The sequence below is a fragment of the Sulfitobacter sp. M39 genome (assembly GCF_021735935.1).
GTDB lineage: Bacteria > Pseudomonadota > Alphaproteobacteria > Rhodobacterales > Rhodobacteraceae > Sulfitobacter.
The window spans coordinates 1,651,288-1,667,266 of record NZ_WMDZ01000001.1 but is presented as its reverse complement, the minus strand read 5'-3'; the positions used below and the strand labels follow the sequence as shown (position 1 = coordinate 1,667,266).

General features: G+C 58.6%; 20 protein-coding genes and 1 tRNA gene. 5 read left to right on the top strand and 16 right to left on the bottom strand.

The features are described 5' to 3' along the window. Window positions 1–5 precede the first annotated feature (5 nt). The 12 genes from GLP43_RS08045 to GLP43_RS07990 are packed head-to-tail and all read right to left on the bottom strand — an operon-like array spanning window position 6 to window position 7,895. On the bottom strand, window positions 6–1,622 hold the full coding sequence (locus tag GLP43_RS08045) for a terminase large subunit (protein ID WP_237278899.1): 1,617 nt from the start codon (window positions 1,620–1,622) through the stop codon (window positions 6–8). A 3-nt stretch (window positions 1,623–1,625) separates the two neighbouring features. Then, window positions 1,626–2,021, bottom strand: coding sequence for a P27 family phage terminase small subunit (locus GLP43_RS08040; protein ID WP_237278898.1), 396 nt, complete (start codon window positions 2,019–2,021; stop codon window positions 1,626–1,628). Beyond that, window positions 2,018–2,338, bottom strand: a complete 321-nt coding sequence (locus tag GLP43_RS08035) for a phage head closure protein (RefSeq protein ID WP_237278897.1) — start codon at window positions 2,336–2,338, stop codon at window positions 2,018–2,020. The genes GLP43_RS08040 and GLP43_RS08035 overlap by 4 nt, the downstream gene beginning before the upstream one ends. Next, window positions 2,335–2,757, bottom strand: coding sequence for a DUF3168 domain-containing protein (locus GLP43_RS08030; RefSeq protein WP_237278896.1), 423 nt, complete (start codon window positions 2,755–2,757; stop codon window positions 2,335–2,337). Before GLP43_RS08030 ends, GLP43_RS08035 begins: the two co-directional genes overlap by 4 nt. Beyond that, window positions 2,754–3,173, bottom strand: a complete 420-nt coding sequence (locus tag GLP43_RS08025; protein ID WP_237278895.1) for an HK97-gp10 family putative phage morphogenesis protein — start codon at window positions 3,171–3,173, stop codon at window positions 2,754–2,756. The genes GLP43_RS08030 and GLP43_RS08025 overlap by 4 nt, the downstream gene beginning before the upstream one ends. Next, entirely contained in the window at window positions 3,160–3,456 is a 297-nt protein-coding gene (locus GLP43_RS08020) for a head-tail connector protein (RefSeq protein ID WP_237278894.1), read from the bottom strand. Before GLP43_RS08020 ends, GLP43_RS08025 begins: the two co-directional genes overlap by 14 nt. Further along, a complete protein-coding gene (locus GLP43_RS08015) occupies window positions 3,453–3,860 on the bottom strand; it encodes a hypothetical protein (RefSeq protein ID WP_237278893.1) in 408 nt (135 codons plus the stop codon). Before GLP43_RS08015 ends, GLP43_RS08020 begins: the two co-directional genes overlap by 4 nt. Beyond that, window positions 3,857–4,201, bottom strand: coding sequence for an HNH endonuclease signature motif containing protein (locus GLP43_RS08010; protein WP_237278892.1), 345 nt, complete (start codon window positions 4,199–4,201; stop codon window positions 3,857–3,859). Before GLP43_RS08010 ends, GLP43_RS08015 begins: the two co-directional genes overlap by 4 nt. Further along, window positions 4,198–4,821 (bottom strand): hypothetical protein, encoded by a 624-nt coding sequence (locus GLP43_RS08005; protein ID WP_237278891.1) that lies wholly within the window; start codon window positions 4,819–4,821, stop codon window positions 4,198–4,200. The genes GLP43_RS08010 and GLP43_RS08005 overlap by 4 nt, the downstream gene beginning before the upstream one ends. A gap of 1 nt (window position 4,822) precedes the next feature. Continuing rightward, window positions 4,823–6,385 (bottom strand): phage major capsid protein, encoded by a 1,563-nt coding sequence (locus tag GLP43_RS08000; RefSeq protein WP_237278890.1) that lies wholly within the window; start codon window positions 6,383–6,385, stop codon window positions 4,823–4,825. Beyond that, window positions 6,382–6,711, bottom strand: a complete 330-nt coding sequence (locus GLP43_RS07995) for a gene transfer agent family protein (protein ID WP_237278889.1) — start codon at window positions 6,709–6,711, stop codon at window positions 6,382–6,384. Before GLP43_RS07995 ends, GLP43_RS08000 begins: the two co-directional genes overlap by 4 nt. Beyond that, entirely contained in the window at window positions 6,708–7,895 is a 1,188-nt protein-coding gene (locus tag GLP43_RS07990; protein ID WP_237278888.1) for a phage portal protein, read from the bottom strand. The genes GLP43_RS07995 and GLP43_RS07990 overlap by 4 nt, the downstream gene beginning before the upstream one ends. A gap of 181 nt (window positions 7,896–8,076) precedes the next feature. Between GLP43_RS07990 and GLP43_RS07985 the strand changes: the two genes are divergently transcribed. Then, window positions 8,077–8,748, top strand: coding sequence for a hypothetical protein (locus GLP43_RS07985; protein WP_237278887.1), 672 nt, complete (start codon window positions 8,077–8,079; stop codon window positions 8,746–8,748). A 15-nt stretch (window positions 8,749–8,763) separates the two neighbouring features. On the opposite strand, the gene GLP43_RS07980 is transcribed toward GLP43_RS07985, so the two are convergent. The 3 genes from GLP43_RS07980 to GLP43_RS07970 form a co-directional block, all read right to left on the bottom strand. Then, the gene (locus tag GLP43_RS07980) at window positions 8,764–10,326 is read right to left on the bottom strand and encodes a site-specific integrase (protein ID WP_237278886.1); all 1,563 of its coding nucleotides are present in this window, start codon (window positions 10,324–10,326) and stop codon (window positions 8,764–8,766) included. 89 nt (window positions 10,327–10,415) lie between these two features. Further along, window positions 10,416–10,499, bottom strand: a tRNA-Leu gene (locus tag GLP43_RS07975). Window positions 10,500–10,602: 103 nt separating this feature from the next. Next, window positions 10,603–11,445, bottom strand: a complete 843-nt coding sequence (locus GLP43_RS07970) for an NAD(P)H-hydrate dehydratase (RefSeq protein WP_237278885.1) — start codon at window positions 11,443–11,445, stop codon at window positions 10,603–10,605. 246 nt (window positions 11,446–11,691) lie between these two features. Between GLP43_RS07970 and GLP43_RS07965 the strand changes: the two genes are divergently transcribed. The 4 genes from GLP43_RS07965 to GLP43_RS07950 all read left to right on the top strand — a co-directional run bounded on the left by GLP43_RS07965 (window position 11,692) and on the right by GLP43_RS07950 (window position 15,144). Next, the gene (locus GLP43_RS07965; RefSeq protein ID WP_005852659.1) at window positions 11,692–12,030 is read left to right on the top strand and encodes a P-II family nitrogen regulator; all 339 of its coding nucleotides are present in this window, start codon (window positions 11,692–11,694) and stop codon (window positions 12,028–12,030) included. A gap of 36 nt (window positions 12,031–12,066) precedes the next feature. Beyond that, window positions 12,067–13,473, top strand: coding sequence for a type I glutamate--ammonia ligase (gene glnA / locus GLP43_RS07960; protein WP_237278884.1), 1,407 nt, complete (start codon window positions 12,067–12,069; stop codon window positions 13,471–13,473). A gap of 150 nt (window positions 13,474–13,623) precedes the next feature. After that, window positions 13,624–14,427, top strand: a complete 804-nt coding sequence (locus GLP43_RS07955; RefSeq protein WP_005852656.1) for a lytic murein transglycosylase — start codon at window positions 13,624–13,626, stop codon at window positions 14,425–14,427. Window positions 14,428–14,706: 279 nt separating this feature from the next. Then, a complete protein-coding gene (locus GLP43_RS07950) occupies window positions 14,707–15,144 on the top strand; it encodes a glyoxalase superfamily protein (protein ID WP_237278883.1) in 438 nt (145 codons plus the stop codon). Between the two features lie 39 nt (window positions 15,145–15,183). Here the strand turns inward: GLP43_RS07950 and GLP43_RS07945 are convergent, their stop codons facing one another. Next, a complete protein-coding gene (locus tag GLP43_RS07945) occupies window positions 15,184–15,906 on the bottom strand; it encodes a heme-dependent oxidative N-demethylase family protein (RefSeq protein ID WP_237278882.1) in 723 nt (240 codons plus the stop codon). Window positions 15,907–15,979 lie beyond the last annotated feature (73 nt).

Here is a 15,979-nt window from a genome sequence, read left to right as displayed (position 1 = left end):
GGCTCCTAAAAGATGAAAAGCCCTTCGGCTTCGGGTGCGTTGTATTTGCTCAGGTTGGTTTCAGCGGCGCAGGCGCGTGACACCGCCATCGCGGCGGCGATTGCCCCGTCGATCCGGTCTGTCTTCTTGCCCTTGTGCATGCGGATCAGGCCAGATGTCGGATTGCGTGATGCGACAACACTGTCGAAGTGCTGGCGCAGCGCTGCATGATCAGCGTGCCGGATCAGGTCGCCGTTCACCGTGCGTTCAAGATCACCGGCGGCCACACCCATATTCAGCGGCGTCTGGCGATATTCAATCACTGGCAGACCGTCATCATGCAGGCTTTGCATCAAGCGGCGCGCAAGGTGCGGGTCTACGGCGATCTCCTGCACGTCATTGGTCGCGCATATCTCCCTGATCTGGTCTTCGATCAGCCCAGCGTCGATGATCGGGCCGGGTGTGACAAAGATCAGTCCAGCGTCGCGCCATTCCTCATAGGGCAGCCCGTCGCGATCAGCGCGGCCCTTGAGGTCATCACTGGGCACAAACAGCCAAGGGTGAACCGTGATCTGGTCATCATCATGACGCCAAGCCGCGACCACCGCGGTCAAGTCACCAGAGAGAGACATATCAACGCCAAGATAACAGGGAAGCTCTGCCAGCGCGTCAAAGTCCGGTTCAAACACTCGGGCATCATAGGTCGCCATATCGAAGAGCGGGTCACGGCTGTTGGCCTGCCAAACGTTCAAATTGAACTGCAGGAACGCTGCCCGGTCTGCAGGCTTGTTCTCTGCCTCTTTCGCTAAGCCGCGCATGCCGTCGATGGAGGGGAAACCATGTGCAAGACCGGGGTTGGCGCGATGCCATACCGTTTCATCCTGCCAGTCATCGTCAGGTTCAGCTTGGAACAGGATAGGCAGATAGGCCGGGTTGTCGATTTCGCCCAGCGCGACGCGGCGGGCATAATTATACTGCTCCGATGCCAAGGTCTCGGCACCGCGTCCGGCAGTCGTGGCGATCACGGTCAGGCTGTCGCGCACCTTGGCTGCACCACTACGCAGCGCTTCCCAAAGGTCGCGGCCTTTCCAGATGTGGATTTCGTCAATCAGCGTGAATGTAGGTGTCAGGCCGTGCGCGGCACCGCCGTCAGAAGAAAGGGCGCGCAGCGTGACGTTCTCAGCATTGTAGACGATCTGCTTGGCGCTGTTGAACGCGTCGTAGATGCGAGTTGCCGCGATCAAGCGCTTGTCCATGCGCACGATATTTGCGGCTTCACGAAAGCCGATGCCAGCCTGATCACGATCTGCAGCGGCAAACAACACCTGTCCGGCACTCACCCGTTCGGGGCCAATGGTGTGCAGTAGCGCCAGTGCAGCAGCCAGACTGGTTTTACGGTTGCCGCGCGGGACTAGAAAGAACACGTTTTGCACGATCCTGCGCCCGTCCGGGTGCCTGGGGCCATAGATCCGCCGCACGATCCGCTCTTGCCACGGCGCAAGCTGGAAAGCACCGCCCGGTGCGTCGCTGTTTGGATGGCGCAAGCGGCGCAGAAACTGCACGGCCCTTTCGCCATAGCCGAACGGATCGGCTATCGGGCTGGCGTCGTATATCCACGCGGGGAACGCGCTTGCGCTGGTCATGCGTCACCGGACGTTCAAAGGGTTGTCATCGTCCGCGCCGTCATCAGCGTTGGTGCCGATACGCGCACGGCTCACCGGTGACAGCCCATACTCCGCGGCGAGCTGGCGCGCTGTTTGGGCGGCACGGTTCTGAACACCGAACATCTTAGGGTCGATCTCACCAGCGTTCAGGCTACGGTTGTTTTCGATCTCGCGCACCACGCCAATCATCATGCAGTAGTGTTCGACGCCTGCCAGATCAGCTTTGGTCAACACCCGGTCCTTGATCAACCGCGGCATGATCCGTTTCCACTCGCCCGCCGCGTAGGTGCTGAAATACTCAGGCACCGGCGGTGCTTTGGTCAGCGCATCTTTCGTGACTTTGGCTTGCGGTTTCACCCCGCGCAGGTGCGCGCTCATGTTTCATCCACCGCGTTCACGCAGTGCAACTCCAGCGCCAGCCGATCCAATGGCAAGATCCGGACAATCCGGTAGGTGTAGCCTGCGTGTGTCACGCGCATATCTGTGGTGATCCAGTTAGTTGCCCAAAGCTTGAACACCTTACGGTCCTCGGTGCGCTCTACGTTGCTCAGGAAGGCGTCAGCACTCTCCTGCACCAGCTCTGCGCGTAGGGTCTGCTCAGGAACCCATTGCACTAGCACCGCACCAGACGGCTGCACCGTCTCCAGCTTGCACTCAAAGGTGATCTGCTCACGCATTGCGCCGGCCCGGATCATGCCCGCCACCTGATCACCGCTTCAACTTCGATCACGCCGTGGGTGTAAGCCAGTTCAGGTTGCGGGTCGCGCATCCAAATGACACGCGGTAGGTCGAGTTGGTCGATGGCAAAGCCGTCCTGATGATCAGCCATACCAATCAGCGTCTTTGACATGGCAAACCCGATGGCCTTGGCGGTATCGGCACCGTCTTCAATTGCCCAGATATGCACGTCGAGATTGACCCTAGCCAAGTGCTGCTCTCCGGATGCGCGGCCTAGGTAGTGCGTTTGAGCGTGGCCCATGATCACGCACGGGAAGCGATCAGGGCGCGTAGAACCAGCCCGAATACGATCTGGCTGCACCAGAGCGCTTACAGCGGGGTCAGCGATAAGGGTGGCACGCAATGCGGTCTGCAGTGCGACGGATGGTTCGATCATTTGCCGTCACCTGCGTTCTTAATGGCCTTAGCAACGGCGCGGCTGATCCGAGCCATCACCTTGGCTTTCTTCAACCGGAATGCGGGCCGCATGAACGGCTGCGCCTCATGGTTCACGGTGCCAAATTCCTGAAGGTGGCCGTGGCGCATATCCGGACTACCCACGGTCACGGCAGCCTGATTATTGGCAAGGGTCACGCTGCCACCACCGGACGCATAGGCGGGAGTTGTGCCACCGGGGCCGGTGACCGAGATGGTATTCACAAGGTCGCCAGTGTCCTCTGGTGCAAGCTGCTCCATAGCGTCTGCGATGTCCTGAGCGCCTTTCACCAGCGCTGGGCGCAGCTCTGCCAGCACCTCAAGAGGGATGGCGAGAAGACGGCGCTCGAGATCCGTTGATCCTTTAAGCCGCGACATGGCCGGTCACACTCTCGCGATAGGGGGTAATCAACTCCAGCACGCCAAATGGCACGGCGGTCAGGCGCATATCTGTCGCCGCTTCCCTGCTGACATACCAATAGGCGGCAAGCTGCAATGCGGCTTCGGTCAGGGATGGAGGCACCGGCTCAGCAAAAGGCGCGCCAGTGTGGTTCATAATCCATTCTTCCGCTACGGCCAACTTGTGCGTCAGCAGTGCGTCGTCCAGATCGTGCTCAAGGTTCAACTGCGCTTTGAGCAATGGCAGTGGTGTAGTCGTCATGCGGATTTATCCTGAAAAATTATATTCGGGGTCTCTTGTGCGGCTGTCCCCCCGCCGGTCCCCTGATCTTGCGCAATGTTTTTGCCTACCCCCCGCATGGTGCTTGTGCGCTCCCGGAAACGGGTTGTGCGGCGCTGTGCGCGGCGTTTGACGCTGATCAGCTGTTCTGGTGCTGGTGCATCTGCAATGCGCCTGATCAAGTGCTCACGGGTTGCGACCGGATCTACACCGGCGAGTGAGCAAACCATGTCAAAGTCGTTGTTCTGGATGGTCAGGTATTTGCGATTGCGCTCGATCTCGTGAATGCGCGTCTCGCGGCTCTTGCTGGCAGACGATGTGCCAGTAAGGGCATCACTGATCGCCAAGGACAACACTTCACACCAGAGGGCTTGATCTGAGTTCACAGAGAGCGCTCCAACCGTTGTTTGTGCCGGTTGTGACAAGGGGCGCAGAGGCTCTGCCAATTGTATTTATCCCAGAACAGCATCATGTCGCCTTTATGCGGCGTGATGTGATCCACCACAGTTGCCAAGGCATTGCAGCCCGGATGTGTGCAGACAGGATTGAACTGCAGCCATTCCTGGCGGGCAACTTCCCATTGGCGCGTATAGCCACGCTCACGGGCGCTGGGCCGGGTCGCGTCATGGCGCTTATTCCGCGCACGAGTGGCCGCAACCCTGCAGGCACAGCGCTCGCCATACGCCACGATGGCACCACAGGTGCAAAGGTGCGGCGGGCGGCTCATGTCATCTTCGCCTTCAAGGCATGCAGTCCGGCGCGATCAAAATCAGGATCAAGGCCAGCGTCAATGTTCGCCTGTCGCTGATCGTTGTTCATGGTGGGTGCGCTGGCATCTTGGTCATCTCCACCGCCGTGAATGGCCTTTAGCTGATCGACGTGACCGTCAAAGGCGTTCAGGATTTCCGGCAGCGTGGCGTTCCAAGCTGTGTCCGGCGTCCAGCCAAGCCAACCTGTCGCCAGTTTGTAGAGGTCTGCATACAGGTCAGCCCATGCGACTGCCTTAGCAGCAGGTGCCTTCGCGGCCTCGCCCGTGATCTTTTCAGATACCGGGGTCGTCAGCGCTGTGAGAAGTGCGAAGGCAGGTGCAAGCGTGACTTGCTGGACCGTGCGCATTGAAGCGCCAGATAGGGCGGTAAGCATCGTCTGTGCCGCCGCACGGTCAAATGCTGCATACCGGATGATCTCGCGGATCGTCGCGGTGTCAAATTCATGCAGTTTGGAAAGCAGGGCGGGAAACCCGCCATGCAATGCTTCTAAGTGCGTCGCGGCACGCAGCGACGGCTTGAGCCAGACAGTGTTGCCACCGTAGGCCAGAGCGATATCAGAGGCGTGCCGCTGCATCATCTTATGCCGCGCACTTCAACTTGATGAAACGATCAGGGTGCGTCACGTCAGCACCGACACGCTTGCGGGCATGGAAACGCACCTGACCATTTACAGCAAGGCTGTAGGGGTCGCGCAGTGTGGTCAGGCCCACGCGGTCAATAATCCGGTAGCCCTGCATGTCGCCAAACAGGATCGGGTAAGTGCCCGCGCCGATATCGTCCATATCCGGCATTTCAACCACCGGACGGCCAAGCAGCGTCGAAGGTGCGCCAGCGATGATCGGATCAAGCACGAGATAGCGGCCATTGCCATCCTTCCACTGCCGGACGACGGCCAGCGTGTTGCGGTTCATCATCCAGACACCGGACTGCGCGTAAGTCGTGGCGATCTTGTGATACATCGCGATTAGCACGTCAGCAGGGTTTGACACGGGGAAGTTTGCCGCGACGCCGGTTTTCAGCTCGGCGATGCCAGACGCGGCCATGATGCCGAACGGCTGGCCAGCGCCAGTGCCTTTGACAAATGCCAGCCCTTCTGTCCTCGCGAAAGACTCGGCGAAGTCAGACAGCAGCTCACCTTCAAGATTATAGGCGTTGTCTTCAAGCAGCGCGTTCGACACGTCCGTGAACGTGGCCAGTTCGTGCGGTGTCATTGTCACCTGTTCAAACGTCATGCCGGATGCGGTGCGGCTGGCGATCTCGGCAACCCACGTTGCTGAGGTGCCGGTGACACGGCGCGGATACACGATAGAGGGTGCGCTGATCGAAATGACTTTCGCGTAGGACCGGATCGGGCTGAACTCTGTCAGCAGCTTAATCAGTTCACTGCCAAACTCTTGCGGTGCCAGATAGCCCGCGCTGGCGTCATTTGCGACGGTCAGGGCTTTGACTTCCTCTGGCGCGATCCGTTCGACACCACGGCGCAGGAAGTTACCAAACGCCTTGGTTTCGGGGTCTGTGACCGGGCCAGTGATGTGAACGCCTTGCGGGCGGTTTGCTTTCGCTTCGATCTTATCCAGCCGGGATTTGATTTCGTCGAAAGCTTTGGTGTCCATCTGGGGCGCGTTGGCCGGTGCAGATGGATTGATCGGATCTTCGATAGTTTCGGTATTCATGTGTTGTTCCTTAGTAGGCTTTGCGGTGCCGTCCGATTTCAGGGAAGTGATCTGTGCGCCCGGATGACACGGCACAGCGACAACAGAGATTTCATGCAGGGACAGCGCGGTGATGGTGCGGCCCTTGGCGCGGGGTGTTGAGTTGGTGGTGACAAAACCGATGGACAGGCCGGATACAGCCTTAGCGCTGATCATCGCCTGCACTTCACGCGCCCGTGCTACATCGTTGATCAGTAAACGGCCCTTCACGATCAGACCCGCTTCGGTTTCTTCGATCTGATCCCAGACACCGATGACCTGCCCCTGATCGTGGGCAAACAGCATCGGCAAAGTAACCGGCGCGGCGATGGCACCCTTTTCAATCACATCACCGACGCGATCAGCGCTGCAAAATGGCCACGCGATGCCTTCGATCAGCCCTTCGGGTGTGACGGTCAGATCAGCCTTAAACTCTAAACGGGTGGTCATGCTGCGGTGTCTCCGGTTGCCGGGGCGGCGGTGCCGTTCCAGCGGGCGTCAAGGATATCGAGGGCAAGTGGATAGGTTTCCGCCATCGGGCGGTTGCGGGCATATGTGTCCACAAGCTGCATCGCCTCTTGCGGGTGCATGCCCGCGCCGATCAGTCCAAGCCGGATGACTTCGGCAAGGTCGGCTGCTTTGAACAGCATCGCGACGGCTCGCTGGTAAAACGCACCGATCCCGCTTTCTGTGATGCGCTCCAGCTCCGTGATCATGTCGTCGGTCAGGGTGAATTTGTGCTCAGCCGTGCCGAAAAATCCGGTGTGCGTGATCATGCTGCTTGCTCCTGTGCCACGGGTTCAGCCGCACCGGATGTGGTGTAGGGGTTGGCAAGGCTGTTGCCATCGGCAAGCGGCGCAAGATTCAGGCCGCTGCGCACTTCATTTGCCGTCATCGCACCCATGCTGCGGTATTGCCCGTAGGCTCCGGCGCGGTCTGAGGCGTTGGTGGTCAGCAGATCATCGGTAACAAACTCTACATAGAACGCAGCGCGTTCCTCTGGCGTGAACAGGACGCGCGCATATGCCCATGCCCAGCTTGTCAGCCACGGCTTGAGCGTGATGGCGTAGAACTGGCGAGCCATTTCCTCAGTGTTGGACCATGTGCCGCGTGTCAGCTCGAAAAGCATCGTAGGGGGAACCCGAAAGACACGGGCGATCTCACGGATTTGCTCAAGCCGGTTCTCTGCGAACTGCGCATCGGCAAGTGTCATCGAAAGCTGGTCATAGCTCATACCCTCATCAAGAATGGCAGTGCCGCCTGCGTTGCGCCCCGCGTGGGTGTTGAACCATGAAGCCGCGATCTTTTTCTTAGCCTCTACATCCAGCACCTTGTCGCTCTTGATGATGCCGGACGGGCGCGCGCCATTGGCAAACAGGCTAGCCACGTGCTGTTCAAAGGCGAGCGCAAGGGCGATAGCCTCGCGACCGAGCGTGATCGGGGAAACCCCACCAAAGGGCTGCACGTGCAAGATGTCGCGATAGCCGAAGCGGCGCGGCCCTTGATCGGTCTGGACAATATAGAAAGGTTCACCGTCCGGCTCGTGATCTGCGCGAACACTGGCAGGGTCGATCCGATGCAGTTCAAAGGGTTCGCCACCGGTCAGCCTGACAACGTGGGCATAGCCGTTACCTGTCAGCAGCGCGTCGATGGTCAGGTGTTCGCGCAGTTGACCTGCGCTGGTCCACTCGTTCGCCTCGTCATGCACAAGCCGGTAAGCGCCCTGCCCCTTTGCCGCTTCTTTGGTGTCGGTCAGATGGACCTTTGCAGGCATCGCACCGATGGTCTCAGAGATGAGCGCCACAGCACAGGCAACGGCTGGAACGCGCAAGGCTGAGTTGCCGGAGACATATATGCCGGTAGCCGTTGGAGTTGCACCAAACAGCCCAAACGCCTCTGGCTCAGTCAGACTCAGAGCTTTGGTTTCGCGCTTGCGAAAGAAACGGTCGATGAGTGGCATTCAGCATTCCATACAGTGTGGTATCTGTATACCACACCGGTGAATCGCTGTGAATCCACAAAATGTTATACTATTACATTTTTATCGTTTTTGCGGTTTCGTCTGGTGGCAGCTTGCTTAGACGCCTTCCTTCACCCATCACTGTAAACGAAGGTGAAATGACAACGAGCGAGAAGGCATCATGGTAAAGGAGATATCAGAAATAATAGACCGCGCAGAGCTAGTCTTGAGAGCCGCTTACGCTGGGTTAGAAATGATGAGGCTATCCAGTGGTGCAAAGAAAGACCTAGGGCTGCGCAATGTTCTAACATTTGGACGGAGTGTCACATTTGTAGTTCAAAATTTAAGCAGCAAAAGTGAAGTATTCGAAGAATGGTATAAACCTCACCAAGATAAGCTGAAGTCCGATCCGGTGTTTAGTTTCTTCAGAGACGCGCGGAACAATCTGGAAAAGCAGGGTCGCTTGGAGGTCTCAACTTCTGCGCAGATTAAACGATTTGGTGACGCTGAAATGAACGCTCTCTCGGCAGAAAAACCACCGGGAGCTACAGGTTTCTTCATCGGCGACCAACTAGGCGGGTCAGGATGGGAAGTTCCGCTGCCAAATGGCGAGACGATAAAATTCTACGTAGATATGCCGAGCGATGTTGCAGTTGTTGAGCAGACATTTGCAGGCGACCTAGCGGAAAAATATCTTGGCAAATGCGACAAAACTGCTCTGGAGCTCTGCGAGCGTTACCTTGCGGGGCTATCTGAGATCGTGGATGGCGCGAGAGAACATTTTCTAAATCAGCCACCCGCGCAAATATATAATGGCAATCGTCTTCCACCATATATCAGAGTAGTGAAATAATGAACCTAACTTGCTCTACATACTGTAGAAAGGCAGCTGCCGGAGAGCATCAGCCTTAGTCTTGATCGTCACATCACCATAGTGGTCGGCAGCGGTCCTCCCCGCATGGCCTTGAATGGCATCAGCAACACGATCAGAGATACCTAGTTCTCGGCACTGCGTTTTGAACCTGTGACGCCACCCATGGTTCGGCTGAATACCATCTGGGACCAGCCCATCCTTGCGCAGCCAGTCTGACAACTTGTTCGATACGATCACAGCCGCCTTTCTGAACCTCTCGGGCTTGGTCGCATTGTGGAACAGTGGGCCTTCGACGGCATCATCGACGAATTTCAAAAAACCTTGGTCTAGTATTTGCGAATGTAACGGCACGTCTCGGTAGCCACCAGATTTGACAGTGCCAGCATCTGGTGTGATCCGAGCGACCCAATGTTCGCCCACCTTGGTCACGTCCTCTTTCCGCAACTGAATGATCTCTGAAACCCGCGCACCGGTAAACGCACAGATGATCGGCACCCACCGCTTCACGTTTGCCATCTGCATGGATTCACGCACCCGCCCGAACTCGTCCGGTGTCGATTGATAAGTGCGAGAGGCCTTCAATACCTTCTTGGCTTCGTCGTCGGTGTATCCACGTTCACGCCCATACACTTTGCGCGGTTTAGGCTGTCGCACCGTTGCTGCTACATTCTCGGGCAGACGGTCATTTTCCACAGCCCATGCCAGCACTGATTTCAGAGCTGAGAGGTAGATATCGTTCACTGTCTTTGGCGATAGCGTTTTCATAAGGTAGTCTCGCCAAGCCAGCACGTCTTTCTTCGTCACGCGACCAGCGTCGTTGTGCTTGAGAAACTTGCGCAGGTTGTCGATCACCGGGCGCTGGCGCTGCCCCTTGTCGCGCATGAAACCGGCCTGCATGCGACTGTTCAAATAATCTGTCCAAAGGCCGGACAAGCTGACTGGCGCAGGCGCTTTTTCAGCCTGCGCGGCGTCCTTAATTATCGGTGCCGCGGGCGTGCCGGTGTAATCACCTTCATCACGCTCAGCGACGCGCGCCAGCGCTTCTAGCTCTGCGCTGCACAAGGCACGAGCGATCACCCGCCATTCATCGCTGCCCTGCACCGCATCGATATTCCCAGCTGCCCTGAATCTTTCGAGCTGATCACCGATGACCGACTGCAGCTCATCATCACTGCAGCGGCCTGCTACTGCTTGGCGCAGTTGATAAACGTAGAGATCATCAATGCCGGTGTTAGCGTATCGTGAATCATTCCGCAGAAGGTCGTCGAACGCCAAACGCTGATTGTAGTGGCTCAGAGCAATTTGGTCCGGTGCCAGAGGATACCGAGCTTGGACCGGCTTCTGCCTCCCTTGCGATCCTTCGCGCTCAGCCAGCGCGATCTGGTGCTGTAGCTGCGCCACGGCCCCGGGCAGCAGCTTGAGGGCTTGCCTGTAGTCCGCCCCTAGCGGGCTGCGAAGCTCGGTCTTACCGACGATACCGCGAAGGTCTTTAGGGACAACAAGGCGTGCGTGATACCGCCCGGACCGGTTGATGAGATGCCTGATCTTGCCAGCCATGGTAAACCCGTTTGTAACCAAAACTGTAACCGTTGAACGGACTTCCGGCCTTATTTGCAAGGGTATTGTTAGTTATCAATAAGTTGAAGTGGTGCGGGTGAAGGGACTCGAACCCCCACGCCATAGGCGCCAGAACCTAAATCTGGTGCGTCTACCAATTCCGCCACACCCGCATTGCGCGTTCACTATCAAAGAAATTTCCCAGTGGCGAGGGGGAAAAACGCGCATGACGTATAGTTTTTATCACCTGCCACGCGTGCCTGCGCCCGACGGCCGCTAGAGGTCCAGCGCCTTGAAGACGCGTGGGATTTCTTCGACCAGATCTTCGGCGATCAACCCCGGTCCGAACTGACGCGCGGCCTCTACATGCAGCCACGTGGCATATTGCGCCGCCTCGAAGGGCGCGATGCCGCGGGCCAGCAGACCGGTGATCATGCCCGACAGCACATCCCCCGCGCCTGCGGTGGCAAGCCACGGGGCCGCGCGATCGCCTGTGCCGTGATGCGCGGCAACGCGGCCGTCGGGATGCGCGATCAGGGTGGTCTCCCCCTTGTACAGAACAACCGCCCCCGCCTTTTGCGCCGCCATCAGACAGGCCTGCGCCTTATCGGCATCACTCTCTGATATCTCCTTGAAAAGACGTGCGAACTCTCCGCCATGCGGGGTCAGCACGCAGTGCGGGCCAAGGCGCTCCCACAGGGTGGGCTCCTGTGCGATCAGGGTCAGCGCGTCGGCGTCCAACACGCAGGGCTTGCCGCATTCAAGCACTGCACGCACCAGCGCCACATGGGACGGTTTCAGCCCCAAGCCCGGCCCGATGCACAGCGCCCGCACGCGTTTGTCACCGGCAAGCTCTGCCAGATCCTCGGGGCCTGTAACGCGCGACAGCATCAGAGCGATGATCTGCATCGCCACCTCCATCTGCGCGGCGGGCGGTACGGCCAGCGTGACCAGCCCCGCCCCCATCCGCAACGCCGCACGCCCAGACAGTCGCGCCGCCCCCGTGCGCCCGGCCCCACCGGTTACGACAATCGCATGCCCGTGATCGAACTTATGCCCCTGCCCCTTGGTCAATTGATCAAAGTCCAGCGTGTCTGCGGTGATGGCAGTCGGTTGCATGGCAGCCCCTTTCCGGTCCGTCTTTTGCCCAAAGATAAACCACCTGCCCAAGCGATAGCCAAGCCTGCCAGCACATGGATTTTCAAACTGCACAGATTTTAATCGCAACGCACATAAAACAGCCGATGCGCACAAATTTTCGCCTCTTTCGGTGGACTCCATCGCGCGTCTGGTAGACCGTCGGCCCGCACGGTGAGATGACACCGATGTAGACCGAAAATCACCCGTCTGGCAGGGAGGCCTCAGATGAAAAAGATCGAAGCTGTAATCAAGCCGTTCAAGCTTGATGAAGTCAAGGAGGCGCTCCAAGAGGTTGGCGTTCAGGGCCTTAGCGTTATCGAAGTCAAAGGCTTCGGGCGTCAAAAGGGCCATACAGAATTGTACCGTGGCGCTGAATATGTCGTGGATTTTCTGCCCAAGGTAAAAATCGAAATCGTGTTGGACGACGATCAGGTAGACGCCGCCATCGAGGCCATCGTATCGGCCGCTAAGACCGAGAAGATCGGCGACGGCAAAATCTTCGTCAGCCCCATCGAACAAACAATCCGCATCCGTACCGGCGAGACCGGGTCAGACGCGCTTTAATCGAATTTACGAGATTCAAGAAAAGGATATCATCCAATGAGCACCAAGGACTTCCTGAAGAAGATCAAGGACGAGGACATCGAATACGTTGATGTACGTTTCACCGATACACGCGGTAAACTGCAGCACGTGACAATCGTCTCCGATCTTGTTGACGAAGATTTTGTCGAAGAAGGGTTCATGTTTGACGGCTCCTCCATCGCGGGTTGGAAAAGCATCGAAGCTTCCGACATGAAGCTGATGCTCGACACGGACACCGCCTATGTTGATCCGTTCTATGCTGAAAAAACCATCTGCGTGCACTGCTCTGTGGTAGAGCCCGACACAGGCGAAGCCTATGAGCGTGACCCCCGCGGCACCGCGCAAAAAGCCGAAGCCTATCTGAAATCCTCCGGCATCGGTGATGTGGCCTATATGGGTCCGGAAGCCGAATTCTTCCTGTTCGACAACGTCAAATTCTCGAACTCGATCAACAAGGTATCCTACGAAGTTGATGCGTCTGACGCATCCTGGAACACCGACACCGACTATGAAATGGGCAACATGGGCCACCGCCCGGGCCTCAAGGGCGGCTACTTCCCCGTGAACCCCACGGATGAAGCACAGGACCTGCGCGCCGAAATGCTGTCGACGATGAAACGTCTGGGCATGAAGGTCGACAAACACCACCACGAAGTGGCGTCCTGCCAGCACGAACTGGGCCTGATCTTTGGGTCGCTGACCGAACAGGCGGACGAGCTGCAGAAATACAAATACGTGATCCACAACGTGGCCCACGCTTACGGTAAATCCGCAACCTTCATGCCCAAGCCGATCTATGGCGACAACGGCTCCGGCATGCACGTGAACATGTCGATCTGGAAAGACGGCAAGCCCCTGTTCGCAGGCGACAAATACGCCGACCTGAGCCAGGAAGCGCTGTATTTCATCGGCGGCATCCTGTCCCACGCGAAATCGCTGAACGCCTTCACCAACCCGGCGACCAACAGCTACAAGCGTCTGATCCCTGGTTTTGAAGCCCCCGTTCTGCGCGCCTATTCCGCACGCAACCGCTCGGGCTGTGTCCGTATCCCATGGACCGAATCCCCGAAGGCAAAACGCGTAGAGGCCCGCTTCCCCGATCCGGCGGCAAACCCCTACCTGTGCTTTGCAGCACTGCTGATGGCCGGCCTTGACGGGATCAAGAACAAGATCGATCCGGGCGAAGCCATGGACAAGAACCTCTATGATCTGCCCGCTGAAGAACTGGCCGATATCCCAACCGTTTCCGGTTCCCTGCGCGAAGCGCTGGAAGAGCTGCAGTCGGATATGGATTATCTGCTGGCCGGTGACGTCTTCACCAAAGACCAGATCGAAGGCTACATCGAACTCAAGATGGAAGAAGTGCACAAATACGAGCACACACCCCACCCTGTTGAATTCGGCATGTACTACAGCTGCTAAACGGCGGCCTCCACCCTCACGGGTGGCCAGACCAACAGCAAAGGGCGTCCCTATCGGGGCGCCCTTTCGCTTGGAATGCGTCTTGCTATTTGAAGTTCGAAACAGCTGAGCTAAAGTCAGCCGAAGTTTCATATAGTCAGAGGTTATTTCATGCGCCCCACCAAACGTCTTGCCACGGCACTTATGCTTTCTTTGGGCTTCGCCGCCCCGGTCGCAGCGGCCCAATGTGGCAACAACGCGGGAGGCTTCGACGCCTGGAAACCCGCCTTCGCGAAAGAGGCCGCCGCCGCGGGTGTCGGTCAACGGGGGCTCGATGCACTGGCCAACGCACGTTATGCCAGCAGCACCATCGCCGCCGACCGCAACCAGAAATCCTTCAACTATTCGCTTGATAAATTCATGCAGGTGCGCGGTGCCGATACGATCGTCGCCCAAGGCCGCAAGCGCAAAGCCCGCAATGCAAGCTTCTACCAGTCACTCGAAGCGCGCTACGGCGTGCCAGCGGGGGTGATCATCGCGATCCACGGGATGGAAACCGCCTTTGGTGGCTTCATGGGCGATACCTCGGTGGTCTCTGCAATCACAACGCTGACCTATGACTGCCGCCGCTCCGATTTCTTTGCCCCTCACGCCATCGGCGCGCTGAAACTAGTTGATACCGGCGCGATCAACGGTGGCACCAAAGGCGCAAAACATGGCGAGCTTGGCCACACCCAATTCCTGCCCGGCAACGCCCTGCGCTATGGGGTGGACGGGAACGGCGACGGTCGCGTTGATTTCTACAACCAGACCGACGCGCTGGCCTCGACCGCGAACTTCCTACGTCAGAAAGGCTGGCAACCCGGTGCCGGCTATCAGGAAGGGCAAACCAACTTCAACGTGATCAAACAGTGGAACGCTGCCGGCGTGTACCAGAAAGCCATCGCCATCATGGCCGCCCGCATCGACGGCTAATCCCCTCAATAGTAAAAGCAACCGCCACGCGCGCGCCGGTCCTGCGGCGCGCGTGTTTTGCTTCCAAATGGCTGAAAATCCTCGCCGAAGGCATCTGCCCCGTGCCACCCGCACCGCCCCATTGCAATTGAAGCCCCCAAGCGTCATATAGCACCCATAGGGAAAGGCCCCTGCCGTCCGCATATCGGTGAAGTCCTTGATCAAGAACACACCTTCAATCTCGCGGATTGACGGGCAACGCGGACCCCCTTCGACTTTTGCGAGAGCAGGAGTGTTATGATGACAACCCAAAACCATCCCACCGCCGTACCTTCGGCTGATGTGCTGAAATCCCAGGCTAAACGGCTGCGCGCGGATCTTGCGGCCCAAGGCACAGCGGTGTCCCATGCGGCGACGCTGGAAATGGTGGCCCACCAATGGGGCGCGCGCGACTGGAATACGCTGAACGCACAGGCCGCGGCCCCTGCGCAGGGCTGGACGCCCGGCGACCGCGTGCAAGGCCGCTATCTGGGGCATCCCTTTACCGGCGTGGTCAAGGCGGCGCGGCTATCGGGCAGTGGCATGTGGTCGCTGACCCTGCGCTTTGACACGGCGATTGACGTCGTGACATCGCCCCTGTTCAGCAATATGCGGCGGCAGATCAACGCGGTGGTCGATGCGCAAGGGATCTCCCCGCGCAAGACCTCCGACGGGCATCCGCATCTGGTTCTGACCTAGCGCCATTAAACTCTAACTATCGCGCCTGCCTGTGTCCGCTCAGGCAGGCGCATCTCCGTCGCGCACCACATAGGTGTGGATCGTAAAGACCACCGCATCGCTTTCGGGCAGACGCAGGATGCATTGCCGCTCTGACCGGATAAAGGGCATGTCGCTGCCTGTTTCGCGCCGTCGCGGCTGGTGCAGATCCGCATCCGCATAGCGCAGCTTGTTGAACCGCCACAGGGGCCGCCCTGCCCGCACGCCGTCAAACAGACGTTGCACACGCCGCGCGATGTCGGCGTCATATTCCTCGACCGGAGTGTGAATGCCCGTCAGGGGTTGCTCTATCTTATCCGCCAGCCGCCAGTTCGCCGGAAAGCACAGTGCCGCAGCGGTCAGCACATGTTCATCGCCACGCTTTTGCAGGATGCAGAGGTCTTCTTGCACCAGATGCGCCAACGTCCACAGCGGTTGCGACCGGTCCAGCGTGACCTTGCGCCCGTCAGGACAAACCACCGCATCAGCCCCGAGGGTGAAACCGAAACGCGGCAGAAGGGTCAGCGCCTCTGACAGCAGCTCTGCCGCGGCGGGTCTGGCGGCCTCGCTTTGGTAGAAAACAGCCTTGGGTCGTTCCGCCAGCAGCGCTTCGCGGTAGACCATCTGCGGCGCGTAGGCTTCGTCCATCAGCAACCAGTCATCCGCCCCGCAAGGCCCCGTGCCCGGCAATCCGGGCGTGCCGGTTTGCGCGTCCGGTAGTCTGGTTTGCAATATCACGGGCATGGGCTTTCCTTTCAGATGAGCGGATGAGGGCCAGCCGGAGGCGAAACCGGCGGCGCGGCGCATAGGCCCGCTG

What these genes read in the sequence shown, in the direction of transcription:
- GLP43_RS08045 (WP_237278899.1), bottom strand. Translation starts at nt 1,622, where the DNA reads ATGACCAGCGCAAGCGCGTTCCCCGCGTGGATATACGACGCCAGCCCG.
- GLP43_RS08040 (WP_237278898.1), bottom strand. Translation starts at nt 2,021, where the DNA reads ATGAGCGCGCACCTGCGCGGGGTGAAACCGCAAGCCAAAGTCACGAAA.
- GLP43_RS08035 (WP_237278897.1), bottom strand. Translation starts at nt 2,338, where the DNA reads ATGATCCGGGCCGGCGCAATGCGTGAGCAGATCACCTTTGAGTGCAAG.
- GLP43_RS08030 (WP_237278896.1), bottom strand. Translation starts at nt 2,757, where the DNA reads ATGATCGAACCATCCGTCGCACTGCAGACCGCATTGCGTGCCACCCTT.
- GLP43_RS08025 (WP_237278895.1), bottom strand. Translation starts at nt 3,173, where the DNA reads ATGTCGCGGCTTAAAGGATCAACGGATCTCGAGCGCCGTCTTCTCGCC.
- GLP43_RS08020 (WP_237278894.1), bottom strand. Translation starts at nt 3,456, where the DNA reads ATGACGACTACACCACTGCCATTGCTCAAAGCGCAGTTGAACCTTGAG.
- GLP43_RS08010 (WP_237278892.1), bottom strand. Translation starts at nt 4,201, where the DNA reads ATGAGCCGCCCGCCGCACCTTTGCACCTGTGGTGCCATCGTGGCGTAT.
- GLP43_RS08005 (WP_237278891.1), bottom strand. Translation starts at nt 4,821, where the DNA reads ATGATGCAGCGGCACGCCTCTGATATCGCTCTGGCCTACGGTGGCAAC.
- GLP43_RS08000 (WP_237278890.1), bottom strand. Translation starts at nt 6,385, where the DNA reads ATGACCACCCGTTTAGAGTTTAAGGCTGATCTGACCGTCACACCCGAA.
- GLP43_RS07995 (WP_237278889.1), bottom strand. Translation starts at nt 6,711, where the DNA reads ATGATCACGCACACCGGATTTTTCGGCACGGCTGAGCACAAATTCACC.
- GLP43_RS07990 (WP_237278888.1), bottom strand. Translation starts at nt 7,895, where the DNA reads ATGCCACTCATCGACCGTTTCTTTCGCAAGCGCGAAACCAAAGCTCTG.
- GLP43_RS07985 (WP_237278887.1), top strand. Translation starts at nt 8,077, where the DNA reads ATGGTAAAGGAGATATCAGAAATAATAGACCGCGCAGAGCTAGTCTTG.
- GLP43_RS07980 (WP_237278886.1), bottom strand. Translation starts at nt 10,326, where the DNA reads ATGGCTGGCAAGATCAGGCATCTCATCAACCGGTCCGGGCGGTATCAC.
- GLP43_RS07970 (WP_237278885.1), bottom strand. Translation starts at nt 11,445, where the DNA reads ATGCAACCGACTGCCATCACCGCAGACACGCTGGACTTTGATCAATTG.
- GLP43_RS07965 (WP_005852659.1), top strand. Translation starts at nt 11,692, where the DNA reads ATGAAAAAGATCGAAGCTGTAATCAAGCCGTTCAAGCTTGATGAAGTC.
- glnA (WP_237278884.1), top strand. Translation starts at nt 12,067, where the DNA reads ATGAGCACCAAGGACTTCCTGAAGAAGATCAAGGACGAGGACATCGAA.
- GLP43_RS07955 (WP_005852656.1), top strand. Translation starts at nt 13,624, where the DNA reads ATGCGCCCCACCAAACGTCTTGCCACGGCACTTATGCTTTCTTTGGGC.
- GLP43_RS07950 (WP_237278883.1), top strand. Translation starts at nt 14,707, where the DNA reads ATGACAACCCAAAACCATCCCACCGCCGTACCTTCGGCTGATGTGCTG.
- GLP43_RS07945 (WP_237278882.1), bottom strand. Translation starts at nt 15,906, where the DNA reads ATGCCCGTGATATTGCAAACCAGACTACCGGACGCGCAAACCGGCACG.